16 protein-coding genes are annotated in these 17,982 nt (G+C 38.2%); 7 read left to right on the top strand and 9 right to left on the bottom strand.

From position 1 onward, the window contains the following. The first annotated feature begins 161 nt into the window (after positions 1-161). Positions 162-2,243: a polyphosphate kinase 1 gene (gene ppk1 / locus AAV97_RS05605; RefSeq protein ID WP_042090033.1), complete on the top strand. Its 2,082-nt coding sequence runs from the start codon at positions 162-164 to the stop codon at positions 2,241-2,243. A 110-nt stretch (positions 2,244-2,353) separates the two neighbouring features. Here the strand turns inward: ppk1 and AAV97_RS05600 are convergent, their stop codons facing one another. The 5 genes from AAV97_RS05600 to rubA form a co-directional block, all read right to left on the bottom strand. Continuing rightward, a complete protein-coding gene (locus AAV97_RS05600; protein ID WP_046760051.1) occupies positions 2,354-3,532 on the bottom strand; it encodes a TCR/Tet family MFS transporter in 1,179 nt (392 codons plus the stop codon). A 371-nt stretch (positions 3,533-3,903) separates the two neighbouring features. Beyond that, positions 3,904-4,809 carry a LysR family transcriptional regulator OxyR gene (oxyR, locus tag AAV97_RS05595; RefSeq protein ID WP_004829493.1) on the bottom strand — a complete coding sequence of 302 codons (906 nt, stop codon included), beginning with the start codon at positions 4,807-4,809 and terminating at the stop codon, positions 3,904-3,906. A gap of 13 nt (positions 4,810-4,822) precedes the next feature. Next, the gene (gene estB, locus AAV97_RS05590) at positions 4,823-5,761 is read right to left on the bottom strand and encodes an esterase EstB (protein WP_009586324.1); all 939 of its coding nucleotides are present in this window, start codon (positions 5,759-5,761) and stop codon (positions 4,823-4,825) included. A gap of 56 nt (positions 5,762-5,817) precedes the next feature. After that, positions 5,818-7,008 carry an NAD(P)/FAD-dependent oxidoreductase gene (locus AAV97_RS05585; protein ID WP_042090036.1) on the bottom strand — a complete coding sequence of 397 codons (1,191 nt, stop codon included), beginning with the start codon at positions 7,006-7,008 and terminating at the stop codon, positions 5,818-5,820. Between the two features lie 99 nt (positions 7,009-7,107). Then, positions 7,108-7,272 (bottom strand): rubredoxin RubA, encoded by a 165-nt coding sequence (gene rubA, locus AAV97_RS05580; protein WP_004678010.1) that lies wholly within the window; start codon positions 7,270-7,272, stop codon positions 7,108-7,110. Between the two features lie 495 nt (positions 7,273-7,767). Here rubA and AAV97_RS05575 point away from each other — a divergent pair, with 495 nt between their 5' ends. Then, positions 7,768-8,313: an adenine phosphoribosyltransferase gene (locus tag AAV97_RS05575; RefSeq protein WP_035301350.1), complete on the top strand. Its 546-nt coding sequence runs from the start codon at positions 7,768-7,770 to the stop codon at positions 8,311-8,313. A 71-nt stretch (positions 8,314-8,384) separates the two neighbouring features. On the opposite strand, the gene AAV97_RS05570 is transcribed toward AAV97_RS05575, so the two are convergent. Next, positions 8,385-8,882 (bottom strand): YqiA/YcfP family alpha/beta fold hydrolase, encoded by a 498-nt coding sequence (locus tag AAV97_RS05570; RefSeq protein WP_046760052.1) that lies wholly within the window; start codon positions 8,880-8,882, stop codon positions 8,385-8,387. A 300-nt stretch (positions 8,883-9,182) separates the two neighbouring features. Here AAV97_RS05570 and AAV97_RS05565 point away from each other — a divergent pair, with 300 nt between their 5' ends. Next, positions 9,183-9,623, top strand: coding sequence for an SRPBCC family protein (locus AAV97_RS05565; protein WP_005033023.1), 441 nt, complete (start codon positions 9,183-9,185; stop codon positions 9,621-9,623). 19 nt (positions 9,624-9,642) lie between these two features. Here the strand turns inward: AAV97_RS05565 and AAV97_RS05560 are convergent, their stop codons facing one another. Beyond that, the gene (locus tag AAV97_RS05560) at positions 9,643-10,404 is read right to left on the bottom strand and encodes a hypothetical protein (protein ID WP_046760050.1); all 762 of its coding nucleotides are present in this window, start codon (positions 10,402-10,404) and stop codon (positions 9,643-9,645) included. Positions 10,405-10,507: 103 nt separating this feature from the next. Here AAV97_RS05560 and lysS point away from each other — a divergent pair, with 103 nt between their 5' ends. Then, entirely contained in the window at positions 10,508-12,034 is a 1,527-nt protein-coding gene (gene lysS / locus AAV97_RS05555; protein WP_005033018.1) for a lysine--tRNA ligase, read from the top strand. A gap of 65 nt (positions 12,035-12,099) precedes the next feature. On the opposite strand, the gene trpS is transcribed toward lysS, so the two are convergent. Then, the gene (trpS, locus tag AAV97_RS05550) at positions 12,100-13,113 is read right to left on the bottom strand and encodes a tryptophan--tRNA ligase (protein WP_005033016.1); all 1,014 of its coding nucleotides are present in this window, start codon (positions 13,111-13,113) and stop codon (positions 12,100-12,102) included. Positions 13,114-13,309: 196 nt separating this feature from the next. Between trpS and AAV97_RS05545 the strand changes: the two genes are divergently transcribed. The 3 genes from AAV97_RS05545 to AAV97_RS05535 all read left to right on the top strand — a co-directional run bounded on the left by AAV97_RS05545 (position 13,310) and on the right by AAV97_RS05535 (position 16,906). Beyond that, positions 13,310-14,239 carry a DUF808 domain-containing protein gene (locus AAV97_RS05545; protein WP_009586368.1) on the top strand — a complete coding sequence of 310 codons (930 nt, stop codon included), beginning with the start codon at positions 13,310-13,312 and terminating at the stop codon, positions 14,237-14,239. A 49-nt stretch (positions 14,240-14,288) separates the two neighbouring features. Continuing rightward, positions 14,289-15,179, top strand: a complete 891-nt coding sequence (locus tag AAV97_RS05540; RefSeq protein ID WP_046760049.1) for a neutral zinc metallopeptidase — start codon at positions 14,289-14,291, stop codon at positions 15,177-15,179. A 227-nt stretch (positions 15,180-15,406) separates the two neighbouring features. Beyond that, positions 15,407-16,906, top strand: a complete 1,500-nt coding sequence (locus tag AAV97_RS05535) for a cation:proton antiporter (protein WP_005033010.1) — start codon at positions 15,407-15,409, stop codon at positions 16,904-16,906. A gap of 104 nt (positions 16,907-17,010) precedes the next feature. On the opposite strand, the gene AAV97_RS05530 is transcribed toward AAV97_RS05535, so the two are convergent. Further along, complete coding sequence (locus AAV97_RS05530) at positions 17,011-17,982, bottom strand: alpha/beta fold hydrolase (RefSeq protein WP_046760048.1); 972 nt, start codon at positions 17,980-17,982, stop codon at positions 17,011-17,013.

Raw genomic sequence — 17,982 nt, 5'->3', positions numbered from 1 at the left:
CAATTTTAACCTACAACGCAAGCCATTTATGAAATGTCCACAGCCCCTAAGAAAAGCACAAAAAAATGTGCTTTTTTTATATCGTGATGCTTTTTTTATGAAATTGTCATAAATTTGAAGCATACTAGAATAATGACATTTTCCAGATGCAGGTTTATTGCATGAATACCGCAGTGACTCCAACAACACCGACAGAATATTCTTATAATGAACGATATATCAATCGTGAACTTTCTATCTTAGATTTCCATTTGCGTGTTTTAGAGCAAGCTGTTGATCCTCTGCATCCGCTATTAGAGCGTATGAATTTTTTGCTGATTTTTTCTCGCAACATGGACGAGTTTTTTGAGATTCGTGTCGCTGGAATGATGGAGCAATTAACGCTGGGGAATGAAAGTCGTTCACCTGATGGGCTTACACCTAAGCAAGTTCTAGATCAAATCTCTAAAACAGCCCATGAAGCCATTGAACGCCAATACCGTATCTTAAATGAAGAGATCTTCCCGAAACTCCGTGAAGAAGATATTTGTTTCTTACGTCGTGGAGAACTGACACCTGCTCAGTCGGTGTGGATTAAAAAATATTTTCAAGAACAAGTTGCGCCTGTATTGACGCCAATTAGTCTTGATCCTGCGCACCCATTCCCACGCTTAGTAAATAAAAGCTTAAACTTTATTGTCACTTTAGAAGGTAAAGATGCTTTTGGTCGACAAATTGATTTAGCGGTTGTTCCAGCACCTCGTTCTTTACCGCGTGTGGTACGTTTACCTGATGAATTGACGGGTGGTAAAGAACATTTTGTAATGTTGTCTGCGATTATTCATGAACATGTCTCTGATTTATTCCCAGGGATGACTGCAACAGGTTGCTATCAGTTCCGTGTGACACGTAATGCAGATTTAGCGCTGAACGAAGATGTTGAAGACTTGGCGAAAGCACTTAAAGGTGAATTGAGTTCACGTCGTTTTGGTCGTGCGGTGCGTTTAGAAGTCACTGAAAACTGTCCAAAACATATTTATGAATATTTGTTGGATGAATTTGATTTAGAAGAAGAGCAACTTTATAAAGTCGATGGACCAGTAAATCTCGCACGTTTAGTATCGAACTTTAAACGTCCACATATGCGCTATGATTCACATGTGCCTGCAATTCCAAAAGTATTGAAAAAGTCTGAAAATATTTTTTCAGCCATGCAGAAGCAAGATATTCTTTTGCACCATCCCTTCGAATCTTTTGCACCTGTAATCAATTTGTTGCGTGAAGCAGCACGAGATCCTCAAGTTCTTGCGATCAAACAAACCTTGTATCGTAGTGGAGCGGATTCAGAAATCGTACAGGTCTTAGCCGAAGCGGCGCGAAATGGTAAAGAAGTCACAGCAGTGATTGAATTGCGTGCTCGTTTTGATGAAGAATCAAATATTGCTGTTGCCAATGTATTGCAAGAAGCAGGAGCCGTGGTGGTGTATGGTATTGTGGGTTATAAGACACATGCCAAAATGATTTTGGTGGTTCGCCGTGAGAATAATAAACTTGTTCGTTATGTTCATTTAGGAACAGGCAACTATCATGCAACCAATGCACGCATATATACCGATTATGGTTTATTAACCACAGACAAAGAACTCTGTGAAGATGTGCATCGTATTTTTCAAGAGTTGACGGGCATGGGTAAAATGGCGAAGTTGAAAAAACTTCTACATGCACCATTTACCTTACATGCACAGTTAATCGCTTATATTGATGATGAAATTGCCAATGCCAAAGCGGGTAAACCAGCTCAAATCATTGTGAAGGTGAATGCTTTAACAGAGGTTCAGTTAATCAATAAGTTGTATGAGGCTTCGCAAGCAGGTGTACAAGTAGATTTGATTATTCGTTCAATCTGCTGTTTACGTCCAGGTTTAGCAAATCTCTCGGAAAATATTCGTGTACGTTCAATTGTTGGACGTTTCTTGGAACATACCCGTGTTTATTATTTTGGTAATAACGGAAATGCCCGTATTTATTGCTCAAGTGCGGACTGGATGGATCGAAACTTATTTAATCGTGTCGAAGTATGTTTCCCAATCGAAGATCCTGCACTGAAAAAGCGTATTTATCAGCAAGGTTTGGTGAATTATCTTAAAGATAATACTCAAGCTTGGTTGTTACAAGGTGATGGGACATGGGTTCGTGCTCAACCTAAAGAAGGTGAAACTGTACACAATGCACAAAAAACCTTATTAGAGCATTTTAACGGCTAAACTTAATATTTCACGATTTAAACCCGGTTGATTTCAATCGGTTTTTTTTGTGCCTTCAGAATATGGCTAGAGATAAACCCATTTATAAAACGAAGATAGTTAGCTGAAAGTTAAAGCGGTTTAGCTTTGAGTTGAAACAGTATCAAAGGGAAGACAAACAAATAAATAATTGCAACGATTAACCAGATTGCACCCGACCATTGAGTATGAAAGTGAAAATAAATACTCGAAAAAAATAAGGGGGCAATGACTGAGGCTAGACTCACGGTAGATGCAATCAAGCCCTGAAATTGACCTTGTTGATCTGCGGAAACTTTTGTAGATGCTAACGCTTGTAAGGATGGTGTTCCAATACTGCCTAAGGCAAAAATTGGCATAATGACAAAGATGATCCAACCTTGTTGAGCAAAAGCCATGATATTTAGAGCAACAAAGAGACAGCCTAATCCAATGAGTACGGTATTTCGTTCACCCCAAAATTTGACAGCATGTTGAGGGAGCAAGGATTGAACCAGAACTTGGCATAATCCAAAAGTACCTAAAGAGAGCCCGACCCAAAAACTGTTCCAATGAAAGGTATCATGTCCCCAAAGTGCCCAGCAAACCCCATAAGCCTCACCACAGGCACTGAATATAAAAAATATTACCATTAGAGGAATTAGGTTTCTTTGACTAAGTGCAACTTTAAATATTTTAAATGGATTTAAACTGGCATGCTTTTGAATGGTGGCATGTTGGGGGCGAGATTCAGCCAAAGCAAAGAGAGCAATTAAAAAATTCGAGCCCGTTAACAATGCAGCGATCAGAAAGGGGAGTTTGAGTCCGTATTGTCCTAATAGTCCACCGAGTACAGGACCTATAATGAAGCCCAAACCAAACATGGCATTGAATCTACCAAAGTACTTGGCGCGATTTTCTGTTGATGAAATATCAACGATATAAGCTGAAGCGACAGCCATATTGGCACTGGTCATTCCAGCAATGATTCTTCCGATGAACAACCAACTTAAATGCGAAGAGAAAGCCAATAATAGATAGCTGATCGTTGAGCCAGCTAAAGAAATTAACAGTACAGGTCTTCTTCCTATTTTATCGCTAAGACTGCCCAAAATCGGAGAGAAAATGAATTGCATCATTGCATAACAACCGATGAAAAAACCCATCAAGAGTGCTACGTTTTGTTGTTGGCTTAGCGTTTTAAGTAATGAGGGGAGTAATGGGAATACAATTCCGATTCCAATCGAATCTAAAACAATCGTTGAAAAAATAATAAATAAAGGTCGATTCATGGTGCGTCCTATCGAAAATTCAGGCACAGAAAAACTGTGGAAACCTGTTAACGATGCTTGAAAAATCCAAGCCCTTGGGAACGCTGACCAATAGAGTGATTGGCTATGTGTCGCTTACAGCATTTTTCAAAAATTGAAAAATAAAACAAAGTAAGTCGATTTTTCGCGATTTTTTATCGTAACAAACCATACAAAGTTAGAAAGCTAACGGTGTAATGTGCAAATATTAACACCTTTAGTTTGATGAAAACATCATCTTTAAAATTTAGTTTAATCAGGTAAAAATACAATTTGATGATTCGAAGAATCATTTGATTAAAATTAAGGATTAAAAAAGGAGTCATATTTGACTCCTTTTAGAAATTCGCAGATTAACGTAAATTGGTGGTGATCTTCTGAAGAATTTGCAACAAGACATCAAATTCACTTTGCAGTGGTGTGCTTTTACGTGTGACCAAAGCGAGTGTACGAGATGGTGCATTTTCAATTGGTTTTACCACAATTTGATCATTGTTTTTCAACATATGGGCATGAATCGCAATCTCAGGGAGTAAGGTATAGCCCAAGTTTGAACTCACCATTTCAACCAGTGTTGGTAAAGAACTTGCCTTTAAACGATGATCATTTTTACGTTCGCCAATTGGGCAAACACTTAAAGTATGATCTCGCAGGCAATGTCCTTCTTCAAGCAACATCAGATGTGACAAATCTAGGTCATCTAAACTTCTTGCATTCATGGCATTTTGATCTGCTTTATTGCAAACCAAGAATAAATCTTCTTTTGCAATTTCAGCAACTTTTAGACCGCGTGTGTCAAAAGGCAATGCCAGCATGATTACATCTAAATTACCGTGCTCAAGTTTTTCAACAATTTTTTCACTTTGTGCTTCGTGTAAATGTAGTTGAATCTTAGGAAGTTGTTTATGCACTTCTTCCAAAAGTTGAGACAAAATAAATGGTGCGATGGTGGGAATGATCCCTAAATGTAAATCACCAGTCAAAGGCTCACTCATTTCACGACTTAAACGCATTAAGTCTTGTGCATCGGCGAGTAGAACACGGGCTCGGGCAACAACTTGTTCACCTAAGGGAGTTAAACGTACGTTTTGGCGATCACGTTCTACGAGTACGCCACCCAATAAACGCTCTAACTCCATAATTCCACCCGATAATGTGGATTGAGTTACAAACGAACGGCGCGCTGCTTCAGTAAAGTGCAACGTCTCAGACAATGTCACTAAATATGACAACTGTCTTAGGGATGGTAATGCAGCCATAGTGTCCTAATGCTTATGATTTAAAATGATGTGCAAATAAGCCGCTAAGTTGAGGAACAAAATGCGGTGGGATATCATGCCCCATTCCTTCAATTAATTCAAATTTAGCGCCCGAAATTGCTTTCGCAACTGCCTTACCATGACTTGGAGGTAGTAAACGATCTTTAGAACCATGTAACACCAGCGTTGGCTTATTGATCTGTTTATCCAATTTAAGTAAGGAACCTGTACATAATATTGCTAAAAACTGTTGAAGTACACCCGCAGGATGATAACTACGGCGATATAATTTACGCGCGGTCTGAATTGCCTCAACTTGATTAATATAACCTGGGGACCCAATCATTTGAAAAACCTTGAGTGAATGATTCACAATCCCTTCTTCATCACGAGATTCAGGCTTGCCTATTAGACTAAAGAGTTGCTTCGGAAAAGGTGGGGGCAAGAGCGGTTGATTGTTGCTGGTAAACAAAAGTCCAACTTTCTCAATTTTTTCTGGATATTTTGCCGCTAAAATTTGAGAAATCATTCCACCCATTGAAGCACCGAGAATATGCGGTTTTTCAATTCCTAAACGATCAATCAATAAGGCAACATCATCTGCCATATCAAATAGATTATAGGGTGCGCCATCATTCGGTAAGCCTAATGCAAAACGCCCCATGAGTTTATACGAGTTTAAACGTGGACCTTTGTGGCGAATTTTTGACGATAAGCCAATATCACGATTGTCAAAACGAATGACATGAAAGCCTTGATCTATGAGGGACTTACAAAAAAAGTCGGGCCAAAATAACATTTGCGCTCCCAATCCCATAATCAAAAGAATCGAAGGGTGTTCTGGATTTCCTCCTGTTTCGACATGGAGTTGAATACCATTACCTAAATCGACTTTGGTTTCATTCATGAATGAAGCATACGGTGAAATTTGGAATTGAAGTGCGCTATTCATTGTTATTTTCCTAAGCAAGGATATTTTGATTAAAAAATATCCTTGCTATTAAACCCTTAAACTGATGCAGGAATCAAGTCTGGAACCAGTTTTGTTAAAGTAAGGCGTTGTTTACCTGCCGTTGCTCCTAGTAAGACGAAACCACGTAATGTTCCATCAGCATCAGTGGCTTTAGATAACATTCCATCGTCAAACTCTTCATTTTCCCACGTGACTTCAACACCAATTGGCGCAGGTAAGACCGTTAATGGTGCAGCTGGCGTTTTTACCGCAACAGGCATTGCTGGGTAATGAACTGTAGTCGTTTGACCACTTAATGTTTTGGCTAAAGCGCGAGCTTGTTGCATGATTGGCATTACATATGGCAACAGTGTTCCATTTACTTCCGCACAGTCACCAATTGCAAAAATATCCGCTTGATTGGTTTCAAGTAAAGTATTGGTAATCACGCCACGACTGGTGTTGATTTCTGCTGTCTTTGCTAACGCGATATTCGGTTGTAGACCAATCGCGGAAAGGACCACATCTGCGACCAATGACTGACCACTTGCCAATGAAACGATATAACCGCGTTCGGTTTTAGATACTTTTTCTACAGTTGTACCTAAAACAAAGTTGATGCCCGATTCTTCAAGATTTTCTTTAAATGCTTGTGCGACATGCTGTGGAAGCAGACGACCTAAGGGTTGTGGTGCCAAATCAATCACTGTGACTTGATGACCTGTATTTTGTAAATCATTGGCAAATTCGCAACCGATCAGACCCGCACCCAAGATCACGACACGTTTATTTCCACATTCACCTGTCGTGCAATGTTCCAATGTTTCTCGAAATGCACGATAGTCAATCAGCGAGTTCACGACATGGATGTCGTCACTGCCATCACCAGCAATGGCTAAGCGAATTGGGTTTGCACCAACAGCAAGGATGAGTTTCGAGTAGGCTTGAGTTGAAGTCTGACCATCTTTTTCAAGGGTTAACTCATGCTTTTCTGCATCAATGTTTTTTACCCAAGTTTCTTTTTCGATACGCATATTTAATTGCGTACTCATTTTTTCAGCATCGCCTAAACCTATTTGCTCAGGTGCTTTTTTACCAACTAAGGCATTCGACAATGTAGGTTTTGCATAATTGACCGCATCATCTGCGCAAATCATCACTAACGCTTGTTCAGTGTTTAACTTACGGAATTCTCTTGCCAGTGTATAACCTGCCATACCAGAACCGATGATGATGATTGGTTGCATATCTTTCTCCATACATGCCTAAAAGAGTGGGGGATTGAATAATTTTTATGACAAATATACGTAAAAAAGACCATGTAAACATGGTCTTTACGCGATATTTTAGATTTCTACCATTTCAAAGTCTGCTTTAGAAACACCGCAGTCTGGGCAAGTCCAGTCGTCTGGGATATCTTCCCATTTGGTACCTGCTGCGATGCCGTCTTGTGGCCAACCCTCTGCTTCGTCATAAATCCAACCACAAACGATGCATTGATATTTCTTCATCTGATTCTCCGATAACTGACAGGTAGATTGCTTTTCTGCCAGTAAAATTCCATCCGCTGCTTGACTCAAATAATATGCAAATAAAGTGTGTACATATTCCTCTAAATTTTTACGCAGTTCTGTGTCTAAAGTAAAGTAAATATCGGAGTTTATCTCACTCTTGTAAAAGCTGAATGGCAGGTCAGGACAAAAGCAATGTTTATTATGCCAACTGATTGGGTAAAGTTTTTAAAGAAACTGATTTTTAGTAAATGTCAATCTAACGTCCTAAATTGTTTAAATCATTGAATATAGACTAAGGTCTGAATGATAAATTACAAAAGTATTGTTAAAATAAAATAAGGTTAAACTATAGCCAATATTTTATATAAAAATGGCTTTAATAAAATCAATAACTTAAGTTGGTGTGGGATTTTTCTGGGTTTGGTGTCGCTGTCAATTTTGCTTAAAAAGCGTTAAAATTCACGCATTAATTTTCTTTTAAATATCTCCCTAATGATGAACATGTCTACTGCTTTGTGGTCAAGTATTCGTACTGTCCAAGATTTTCCAAAACCAGGTATTTGTTTTTATGATTTAACCCCATTGTTTATGAACAATCTGGGTGAATTGGCTGATGCATTGATTACAAGTATTCCTGTTGAACAATTGGCAGAGGTGGAGAGTTTCGTTGCGGTAGAAGCACGTGGTTTTGTTTTAGCGAGCTTATTGGCACAACGTACAGGCAAGGGGTTATTGCTGGTGCGTAAAGCAGGAAAATTGCCACCACCGGTTGTTGGCGTGGGCTATAGTCTGGAATATGGTTTAGATCGTTTGGAAATGTCCGCTAACATTGCACCACAAAAAGTGATTATTGTGGATGATGTATTGGCAACAGGTGGAACACTCAAAGCAGTCAACCAATTGATGCACAAATGTCATCATACAGTATTGGGTGCGAGTATTTTTCTTGATTTGCCTGACTTACATCAAGACTTGGGTTTAAAGATTTGGTCTGTCTTAGATGAACGCTCAAAACCCGTAGAAAAAGCAGTCGCTTAATCTGTTTAAAAGCCTTGTTTTAACAAGGCTTTTTTATATATGCATCGACAAGTTTAGTCTGTTCATAGAAATCAATAAATAAAAGTCTGTTCCATATAGCGAATTAAGCGATTTAGATTTTCGGGTTGAGCCAATCGATGATGTCCCCCTTCAACAGTTTCAATCTGCATATATGGGTCTAATTGTTCAAAAACTTTGTACATATCCAAGACTTCATCACCCAATTCAATATATGCAATTTGAGGAATATCATGCTCAAGATCAGCTTCAATGATCTCAGGATAATCGTCACGAAAGTCAGGTTTTAAACTTGGATTGGCAATCACAGTCGGGATACGATGTTTCTGAGACATTTTTAATGACCAATAGCCACCTAAACTATGTCCTACCAATAAATCTGGCTTAATTTTTTCAATGATATCGTGATAAAAACGTTCAACAGTTTGATAGTTTAAATTGCGATAATCCACATTAATGCAATATTTTTTAATTGCATTGATGGCATGGAACTTGGTTGATTCTTTAGATGAATCCAAGCCATGTAAAAATAAAATTTTAGTATTGCTCATTGTTATCACTTGCATATTGTCTTTATATCTATAGACAGAAACAATAATTCATGGATTTAAAAACTTTCCATTTCAACTATTTTTGGTATGAAGCTAGTGTACTGAGCAAGATATTTTTTATAACTTAGCTTTTGGTCTAAGAACTTTTATTTTTTCCATCAAATAAATTAGATTATTTTGTAATGTATTGAAAAATAAATATTAAAATTATTTCTATTTAAATGCCTTGTTAACAAAAATTAATCATTTCTATCCGTGATTATACTAAGCTATATGCAACACAATTAAAAAGAGATTGGGATGATCACATTAAAATACGATATCAAAATCCATGCAACCGCACAGAAAGTATGGAATATTCTTTGGGATACGCACACTTATTCTCAATGGACACAATCCTTTTGTGAAACGTCACAAATGCAATCGGATTGGAAAATTGGTGGTGAGACATTATTTCAAGATGCCAATGGTGATGGAATGGTTGCTACCATTGTCGAGTTAGAGCAATTTAAAAAAGTGGTTTTCAAACATTTAGGCATATTAAGAAATGGTATAGCGGATACCACAAGTGCCGAAACCCAAGAATGGAATGGCACATTTGAGCAATACCATCTAGATGAACAAGACGGTATAACCACTTTACACGCTGAGGTTGAAACTGCTGAAGAATATCAAGAAATGATGGATCGTGGGTTTCAACAAGGCTTTGCTGTTGTCAAATCATTGGCAGAACAACCTTAGTTAAATCAGACCTTTTTATTCATTTAGTAGGTTTAAGATGAATTGATGTTGTTTCGTTTTTGGGTGCATGACATTGAATAATGATCGGTTGTTCGATAGAAAAGGATGTTAATACACCTGAAATATTGCGTGGGTAAAAGCGAATTTTTTTAAGTAAGGGCTCTAATATCATTTTAATGTCATGATTTATTTTAGGGACATATTCCATTTTTCGAATTTGTCCTTCTGTGCCAACGAGAAATTTGACATTCAATGCGATATTTCCCTGTGAATCAAATTGTATTTTAGGGTTCGAGTTTGCATCTACAGGTTGGCAAAACGGTTCTAACACACTTTGTAATTGGGAAAAATGAGGCTTGATTGCATAGCTAATGGTCTTAGGAAATTTGATAAATAAGCTGTATTTTCCATAATAATATGTTGTTCTTGCAATATTTTCTTCATCAAGATTGAGGGGTTTATTTTTAAAATCATTACTGACCTGAGGAAGTTGTGCCAATGTTATTGTGTTGGCGATTTCTAAAGCTCTTTTGTTGAGTGTTTTTTGTGTGGGGTGTGGATTCATCAATTTAATTTGAATCTTTTGAGTCTGCTGATTTGGGCTGATTTCCAATTGCCAAATATAATCTTGATTTGCAATATTTGTCGTTTCAATTTTTATTGGGAGATCTTTGTGAGTATTACTCATGACAATGATTTGCTCTGCGGTAATTTCGCCTGAAAACAACAAAACATTGAAAAGAATGATACTTTGGGCGAATCCTTGCCAGTATTTATTCATGATTTTTAATTTTTACAGGGTTCATTGAGTTATATTCATACGCATTATGTTGTAAATCTGCTATGCTATGCAACTTCCGTTTTTTAATATAATCGAGGCAGAGATGACGCAACAAAACGCTCAATCGACTTCTGAACAACCCATTTCCGAAAACGATTTAATCGCACAGCGTCATGCCAAGTTAAAGCAAATTCAAGATCATGCCAAGGAAACTGGTGTTAGCCCGTGGCCAAATACTTTTAAGCGTGAGCATTACGCACAGGATTTACAAGATCAATTTGCAGATCAAACGAAAGAACAAATTGAAGCTGGTGAACAAGTCCACGTTTCTGTCGCAGGTCGTGTGATGTTGAACCGTGGATCATTTATTGTGATCCAAGACATGACAGGTCGTATTCAGCTCTATGTTCCTCGTAAAGAACTTGCTCCTGAAGTATTGGAAACTGTAAAAAGTTTAGATCTAGGCGATATTATTGCTGTTCAAGGCTATATTGGTCGTTCTGGTAAGGGCGATTTATATGTGCATATCGAACATTTTGAATTATTGACCAAATCTTTGCGTCCACTTCCTGATAAGTTTCATGGTTTAACTGATACTGAAGTGAAGTATCGTAAACGTTATTTAGATTTAATTGTGAATGAAGAAACACGTAAAACTTTTGAAATTCGTGCAAAAGTAGTCTCTGGTATTCGTAATTACTTAACCAATGAACGTTTTATGGAAGTTGAAACTCCGATGATGCATGTGATTCCAGGGGGTGCGTCAGCGCGTCCATTTGAAACACATCATAATGCATTGGACATGCCATTATTCTTGCGTATCGCACCTGAACTATATTTAAAACGTTTGGTTGTTGGTGGTTTTGAACGTGTATTTGAGATTAACCGTAACTTCCGTAATGAAGGGGTATCAACACGTCATAACCCAGAATTCACCATGATTGAGTTCTACCAAGCTTATGCTGACTACAAAGATCTTATGGCTTTGACTGAAGGTATGTTGGAAAAACTGGCGATTGATATTCTAGGGTCAACGGATGTGCCTTATGGGGATGAAGTATATAGCTTCAAAGGTCCATTTAAGAAAATCTCAATGTTCGATGCAATTTTAGAGCATAACCCAAGTTTGACTGCAGAAAATGTATCTGATCGTGAGTTCTTGGCGACATTTGTACGCGAAGAGCTTAAAGAGCAAGTAAAGCCTGGATTTGGTTTGGGTCGACTACAAACGATCGTATTTGAAGAAACTGTTGAAACTCAATTACGTCAGCCGACATTCATTACTGAATATCCTGCTGAAACTTCACCTTTGGCACGTCGTAATGATGACAATCCACATATTACGGATCGTTTCGAGTTCTTTATTGGTGGTCGTGAGCTTGCAAATGGTTTCTCAGAGTTAAACGATCCAATTGACCAAGCTGAGCGTTTCCAAGCACAAGTTGCTGAAAAAGATGCGGGTGATGATGAAGCAATGCACTTCGATGCGGACTTTATTGAAGCATTAGAATACGGCTTACCTCCAACAGCAGGTGAAGGCATCGGTATTGACCGTTTGGTGATGTTGTTTGCTAATGCACCAAGTATTCGTGATGTGATTTTATTCCCACATATGCGCCATAAAAATTAATTGATGCGATTAAAAAAGCCACTGAATTCAGTGGCTTTTTTAATTTTTAAATAGATTTAAGTAGATTAGAAATGGAATACACCTAAACCATTTTTGATTTCATCTAAGGTATCTTGGGTAATAACACGGCATTTTTCAGTGCCTGTTTTTAAGATGTCCATGATGTAATCTGGGTCTTTTGCAAGTTCCATACGACGTTCACGAATTGGTGTGATCAACTCTTTTAAAACACCTTCAAGGCGCTTTTTCACTGTGCCATCGCCTAAACCACCGCGACGATAATGTGCTTTCAGTTCTTCAACTTCTTCTTTATTTGGATCGAAAGCATCTAAGTAGGTAAATACAATATTACCTTCTACTTGACCTGGATCTTCGATACGCAAGTGATTTGGATCGGTATACATTGCATTGACTGCTTTTTTGATATCTTTATCTGTCGCATCTAAGACAATGGTATTGCCCAAAGATTTTGACATTTTAGCTTTACCATCAAAACCAGGTAAACGACTCATATTGGATAAAAGTGCTTTACACTCAGGTAAAACCTCTTGACCAATTTGACGATTTAAACGACGAACAATTTCGTTGGTTTGTTCGATCATTGGAATCTGGTCTTCACCTACAGGAACGACTGTTGCTTTAAATGCAGTAATGTCAGCAGCTTGAGCAACGGGGTAGCACAAGAAACCTGCTGGAATATCTCGTTCGAAGCCACGCAATTGAATTTCAGCTTTAATTGTTGGATTACGCTCTAAACGTGACACAGTGACAAAGTTTAAATATAACATGGTCAGTTCATTTAATGCAGGCAAGCATGATTGAACACAGATCGTGGTTTTGGTTGGGTCAATACCAACAGCTAAATAGTCTGTAGCGACTTCAATAATATTGCGGCGAACTTTTTCAAAGTTATCAGCATTATCCGTTAAAGCCTGAGCATCAGCGAGAAGTAGATGCTGATGATGAGAATCCTGTAAGCCTACTCGTGAGCGCAAAGAACCTACAAAATGTCCCAAATGTAGTTGTCCAGTAGGACGGTCGCCTGTCAAAATCACAGGACGATTATCTTGATTCGTCATTATCGCTTCCAAAGTCTTTATAGAGACAGTCGTGTTTTGTGAATGGGCACTATTGTACGAGATAATTTATTTTAATGTCAGCGAAAAATAGCCCAGAACCAATTTTTATGGATAAATGTGAAAATCTACAAAATTTTATATAGAAAAATGAAATTTCACTTTAAAATAGTGTGATAACTAAAATTTTGGATAAAAAATGGCAAGTAGTTTATTAATATTATTAGATGATATTGCAGCAGTGCTTGATGATGTTGCGGTCATGAGTAAAATGGCAGCAAAAAAAACAGCAGGCGTTTTAGGTGATGACTTAGCACTCAATGCACAACAAGTCAGTGGTGTTCGAGCTGAACGTGAACTTCCCGTCGTTTGGGGTGTTGCGAAAGGTTCATTTATCAATAAACTCATTTTAGTACCATTAGCTCTATTGATTAGTGTGGTTGCCCCTTGGCTGATTAATCCTTTATTAATGATTGGTGGTTTGTTTCTATGTTATGAAGGTGTAGAAAAAGTACTGCACAGTTTGAAGCATAAAAAAGCCACAACTGAAGAGGGTGCTCAACAAGAGCTTGAGCAGATTGAAACTGATTTAGCAACTTTTGAAAAAGAGAAAATTAAAGGTGCGATACGCACTGACTTTATTCTTTCTGCTGAAATTGTGGTGATTTCTTTAGGTACGGTTGCAACCGCTGCTTTTGGTACAAAAGTCATGGTGCTGTCCGTGATTGCCGTGATTATGACTGTAGGGGTCTATGGCTTTGTTGCGATGATTGTCAAAATTGATGATTTAGGTTTGTACTTGACGCAACAAGCATCGAATGTAAAACAAAGTATTGGTCGCGGCTTATTGGCATTTGCACCGAAACTCATGAAAACATTAACTATTGTTGGAACAGTTGCGATGTTCCTTGTGGGAGGAGGGATTATCAGTCATGCGGTATCTACTTTGCACCACTTGACTGAAGAAGCTGTCGATCATATTGAACACATTCCAACAGTGGGAAATATCATTGGTGCACTCACACCAACACTGATCAATCTGGTCATTGGTATTGTTGCTGGTTTGGCTGTGGTATTGGTGGTTGGACTGATTCAAAAATTACGTGGTCAATCTAAAACTGCTTCATAAAACAATCTTTGTAAAACTGATTCCAATTTAAAAATAAAAGGACAAATCTATGCGTTGGAAAGGACGTAGAGAAAGCGATAATGTCGAAGATCGACGTGGTGGTGGCGGTGTAAAAGCGGGTGGTATTAGCATTTTAGGATTGGTTGTTGCTTTTATTGCTTGGAAATTTTTTGGTGTTGACCCGCAGCAGGCATATCAAGCAACCAAGCAAGTCACCTCAGGTAATGTGAGCCAGAACACTGCACCTGCCAATGCGACGCCTGAACAGCAAGAAACAGCTTCTTTTGTTAAAACAGTCTTAGCAGATACGGAAGATACTTGGAAACAAGTGTTTATTCAACAAGGTGCCCAATATACACCACCAAAACTGGTGATGTTCAGTGGCGCTGTGCAATCAGGTTGTGGAACAGCTGAGTCTGCGATGGGACCGTTTTATTGTCCAGCAGACCAAAAAGTTTATATTGATACTCAATTCTTCAAAGATATGCGCCAACAAATGGGTATTTTAGGTGAAAAAAACCAATCTGAGTTATCTGCACAAGATGAAGCAGGTGATTTCGCACAAGCTTATGTAATTGCACATGAAGTTGGTCATCATATTCAAAATTTATTGGGTATTTCTTCGCAAGTTCAACAGGCTCGTCAACGTGCCAATCAAGCTCAGGGTAACCAACTCTCAGTGCGTTTGGAATTACAGGCAGATTGTTTAGCAGGTGTTTGGGCGAATCGTACACAACAGCGTACACAATTTCTTGAGCAAGGCGATATCGAAGAGGCAATGGATGCCGCAGAGAAAATTGGTGATGACTATTTGCAGAAAAAGGCACGTGGTTATGCTGTTCCAGATAGCTTTACCCATGGTACCAGTCAACAACGTATGCAGTGGTTCAATACAGGGATGAAATCAGGCGATATTAATAGTTGTGATACGTTTAAATAAGTTGTTTAAGTTCAATGGTTTAAAAAAGAGCACAAGATATGCTCTTTTTTTCTAAATAGATTTTCCAAGCCAATTTTTTATGTTAAAAAATATAACGAAAAAAGTCAGACTGTACTTTTTTTTGTAAAATTATATTGATTGTTAAATGGTCTTTTATTCTATATTTAATAAAGAAATGATTGAGTGTTTGATGTGCATTTAAATTAAAAATCGAAAATAGGGTTCGAATGGGTAATTATTTCTTTCTCCAAGTTTTTACAGTAGTTTTTGCGCTTTCTATTGCGACGACCATATTTAATAAACGTATACTCGGTTTTCCTCAAGCGATTGGTGTACCTATCGTTTCTGCAATTTTTGTCTTTATCTTGCAATGGGGTGCCAGTTTACTGAATGGTAACCAATTTATCTCGATTAATATTCATAATATTGAAGAGGCAGTGCGCCATGTCGATTTTTATGATTTTTTAGTCAATGGTGTGATTTGTTTCATTCTGACATCATCCGCATTGAAATTTAAAGTTTCTGATTTAAAAGTCTATTGGAAGCCGATCAGTATCTTAGCCACAATTGCACTATTGTTGTGTGCAGTATTTTTTGCAGGATTGGTGTTTGGCTTCCAGTTCTTGATTGGAAATCCTGTGCCTATTTTAGTGTTGTTATTACTTGGTTCAGCACTTGGAGCAACGGATCCAATTGGGATTAAAGGCGTACTGAGTTCAGTACGTGCACCACATCATTTGATGGTCAAATTAGAAGGTGAATCCTTATTTAATGACGCAATGTGTATTGCCGTCTTTATGACCTTATTGAATGTCCTTGAAGGTGAACATTTCAGTCTGATTGCAACCCTACAAACCCTATTATATGAAATTGTAGTGGCTGTGATCATTGGTTGGGCATTCGGTTTAGGGATTTTACGTTTATTACGTGGTAAACATGAGATGGAATCTCTCATCTTAACTACGGCATTGTTGGCGTGTGGTTCGTATCTTGTGGCATTGTTTGCGCACGCATCTGCACCAATTGCTTGTGTCATCGGTGGTTTGATCGTCGGGAATAAATGGAAAGAAATTCTACAAGACCGTGAAATTCGTGAGGTCAATCACTTCTGGCATACGGTTGAAGGGATTATTAATTCATTCTTATTCACTTTGATTGGTCTGGAAATCTTTATTTTGGATCTTAGTACCAGTCTTATTCTGGGTGGTATTTTTGCATTCTTTGCCCTGCATTTATCACGTTTCGCGGCAAATTTCCTTGCTTTTGCATTCTTCCCATCATTTCGAAAAAAGAGCTATAACGGTAGTCTTGCCATTTTGTCATGGGGAGGGGTTCGAGGAGGTATTTCACTTGCATTGATTCTTGCTGTGGCAAACGTACCAGAGTTACGTGATTACAGCAGTATTTTGATTGGTTATACTTTTATCAGTGTATTGCTTTCAGGTGTAGTCTGTGGTCTAGGCTTACCTGCGGTAATGAATGCTTTTTATTACAATCCCAACGAAGAAACTCAAGGTTTCAAAGGTTGGTATCAACGCATGTGCAATAAAATGAATCGCAAAGGATTTAAATATATTGTGGGTGAGGATGCTGAAGGTCACGAAACAATTACGATTTATAATCCGGAAGCATTGGTTGACAAGAAATCTGATGATGGTGTTGCAACCGTGCATCATCCAGAAAAAGCACAGGAAGTGAAGCGCTTGGAAAATCCGGCAAATTTCTGATTCAAAAAGTCACATTCAAATGTTGAACTTTAATGTCATACCAGCTTAAAAAATACCCTTCAACATGAAGGGTATTTTTTAAGGTCTCATAGATTAGCGAATCATTATTTCGCATTTTTTGCCAAGAAATCCAAATACGGCTTAATCAACAATTGCTCTTGTTCAAGAAGTGGTAAATGTCCTACACCTTTTAAGATTACAGGTTCTTGAGCATTTTTTAATAAACCCTTCAATTCAGCAGCAGCTTCAACATTGATAATTTGATCCTTATCACCCCATGCAATTAATACAGGCTGATCAATAGAGCGTGCTGCAATCGCAAATGAGTCAGGGGTAAACAATTTAGACATTACAATCAATTGTTCAACCAATTTTGTTGTGTTCGCAGATTGACTGATCATCAGTTTTTCTTGAGAGTCTTTTAATTCTTTTGGAATAAATGGTGGAAGGCTAGTCGCTATCTTCATTAAGCGATCAAAGTCGCCAGGTTTACTGACTATCATATTGCGTAAAGTGGTTGGATCTTTAAGATATGGCGTATTGGCAGATTTAAATACGCCTGCACTGTCGATTAAGAACAGTGACTTGGTATCGACAGGATACTGAGCAGCATATAGTAACGAAATCGAACCGCCCATTGAATGTCCAGCAATATTCAGACCATTCTCAACTTTGATTGCTTCTGCAAAACGACGTAACTTTTCAGTCAAATTCGGGAGTGAGTAATCAAAATCATTTGGAACTTTACTGTCACCTTGACCCGGTAAATCAGGAATAATGACATGATAATATGGCGTTAAATAACGTGCCACACGGTTCCAGTTGTCTCGGCTACCTGCAAGCCCATGTACAAGCATAAGCGTCGGTTTTCCTGCGGGTCCACCTTCACTGTATGCCCAGTCAATATCACCAACTTTGACACGTTTGGTTTCCATTCCAGCCCAAGCGCGTTCTTGTTGAAGAACACTTTGAATATCAATACTTGGAGCAGCATAGGTATTGGACAAACCGAGTGATGTCACAGTGCCCATGACCAATGCGGTAGATAAAAGCAGTTTATTGAAGATTCCTTTCAT

The organism is Acinetobacter sp. Ag2, from assembly GCF_001005515.1.
Classification (GTDB): Bacteria; Pseudomonadota; Gammaproteobacteria; order Pseudomonadales; family Moraxellaceae; genus Acinetobacter; species Acinetobacter bereziniae.
This window is presented reverse-complemented; position numbering and strand designations above follow the sequence as displayed.

Bases quoted from the DNA above. Each gene is read 5' to 3' on its own strand.
- estB (WP_009586324.1), bottom strand. From the start codon at position 5,761: ATGAATAGCGCACTTCAATTCCAAATTTCACCGTATGCTTCATTCATG.
- AAV97_RS05570 (WP_046760052.1), bottom strand. From the start codon at position 8,882: ATGAGCAATACTAAAATTTTATTTTTACATGGCTTGGATTCATCTAAA.
- trpS (WP_005033016.1), bottom strand. From the start codon at position 13,113: ATGACGAATCAAGATAATCGTCCTGTGATTTTGACAGGCGACCGTCCT.
- AAV97_RS05575 (WP_035301350.1), top strand. From the start codon at position 7,768: ATGATGAACATGTCTACTGCTTTGTGGTCAAGTATTCGTACTGTCCAA.
- AAV97_RS05565 (WP_005033023.1), top strand. From the start codon at position 9,183: ATGATCACATTAAAATACGATATCAAAATCCATGCAACCGCACAGAAA.
- AAV97_RS05535 (WP_005033010.1), top strand. From the start codon at position 15,407: ATGGGTAATTATTTCTTTCTCCAAGTTTTTACAGTAGTTTTTGCGCTT.
- rubA (WP_004678010.1), bottom strand. From the start codon at position 7,272: ATGAAGAAATATCAATGCATCGTTTGTGGTTGGATTTATGACGAAGCA.
- AAV97_RS05530 (WP_046760048.1), bottom strand. From the start codon at position 17,982: ATGAAAGGAATCTTCAATAAACTGCTTTTATCTACCGCATTGGTCATG.
- AAV97_RS05585 (WP_042090036.1), bottom strand. From the start codon at position 7,008: ATGCAACCAATCATCATCATCGGTTCTGGTATGGCAGGTTATACACTG.
- AAV97_RS05600 (WP_046760051.1), bottom strand. From the start codon at position 3,532: ATGAATCGACCTTTATTTATTATTTTTTCAACGATTGTTTTAGATTCG.
- oxyR (WP_004829493.1), bottom strand. From the start codon at position 4,809: ATGGCTGCATTACCATCCCTAAGACAGTTGTCATATTTAGTGACATTG.
- AAV97_RS05540 (WP_046760049.1), top strand. From the start codon at position 14,289: ATGCGTTGGAAAGGACGTAGAGAAAGCGATAATGTCGAAGATCGACGT.
- ppk1 (WP_042090033.1), top strand. From the start codon at position 162: ATGAATACCGCAGTGACTCCAACAACACCGACAGAATATTCTTATAAT.
- AAV97_RS05560 (WP_046760050.1), bottom strand. From the start codon at position 10,404: ATGAATAAATACTGGCAAGGATTCGCCCAAAGTATCATTCTTTTCAAT.
- AAV97_RS05545 (WP_009586368.1), top strand. From the start codon at position 13,310: ATGGCAAGTAGTTTATTAATATTATTAGATGATATTGCAGCAGTGCTT.
- lysS (WP_005033018.1), top strand. From the start codon at position 10,508: ATGACGCAACAAAACGCTCAATCGACTTCTGAACAACCCATTTCCGAA.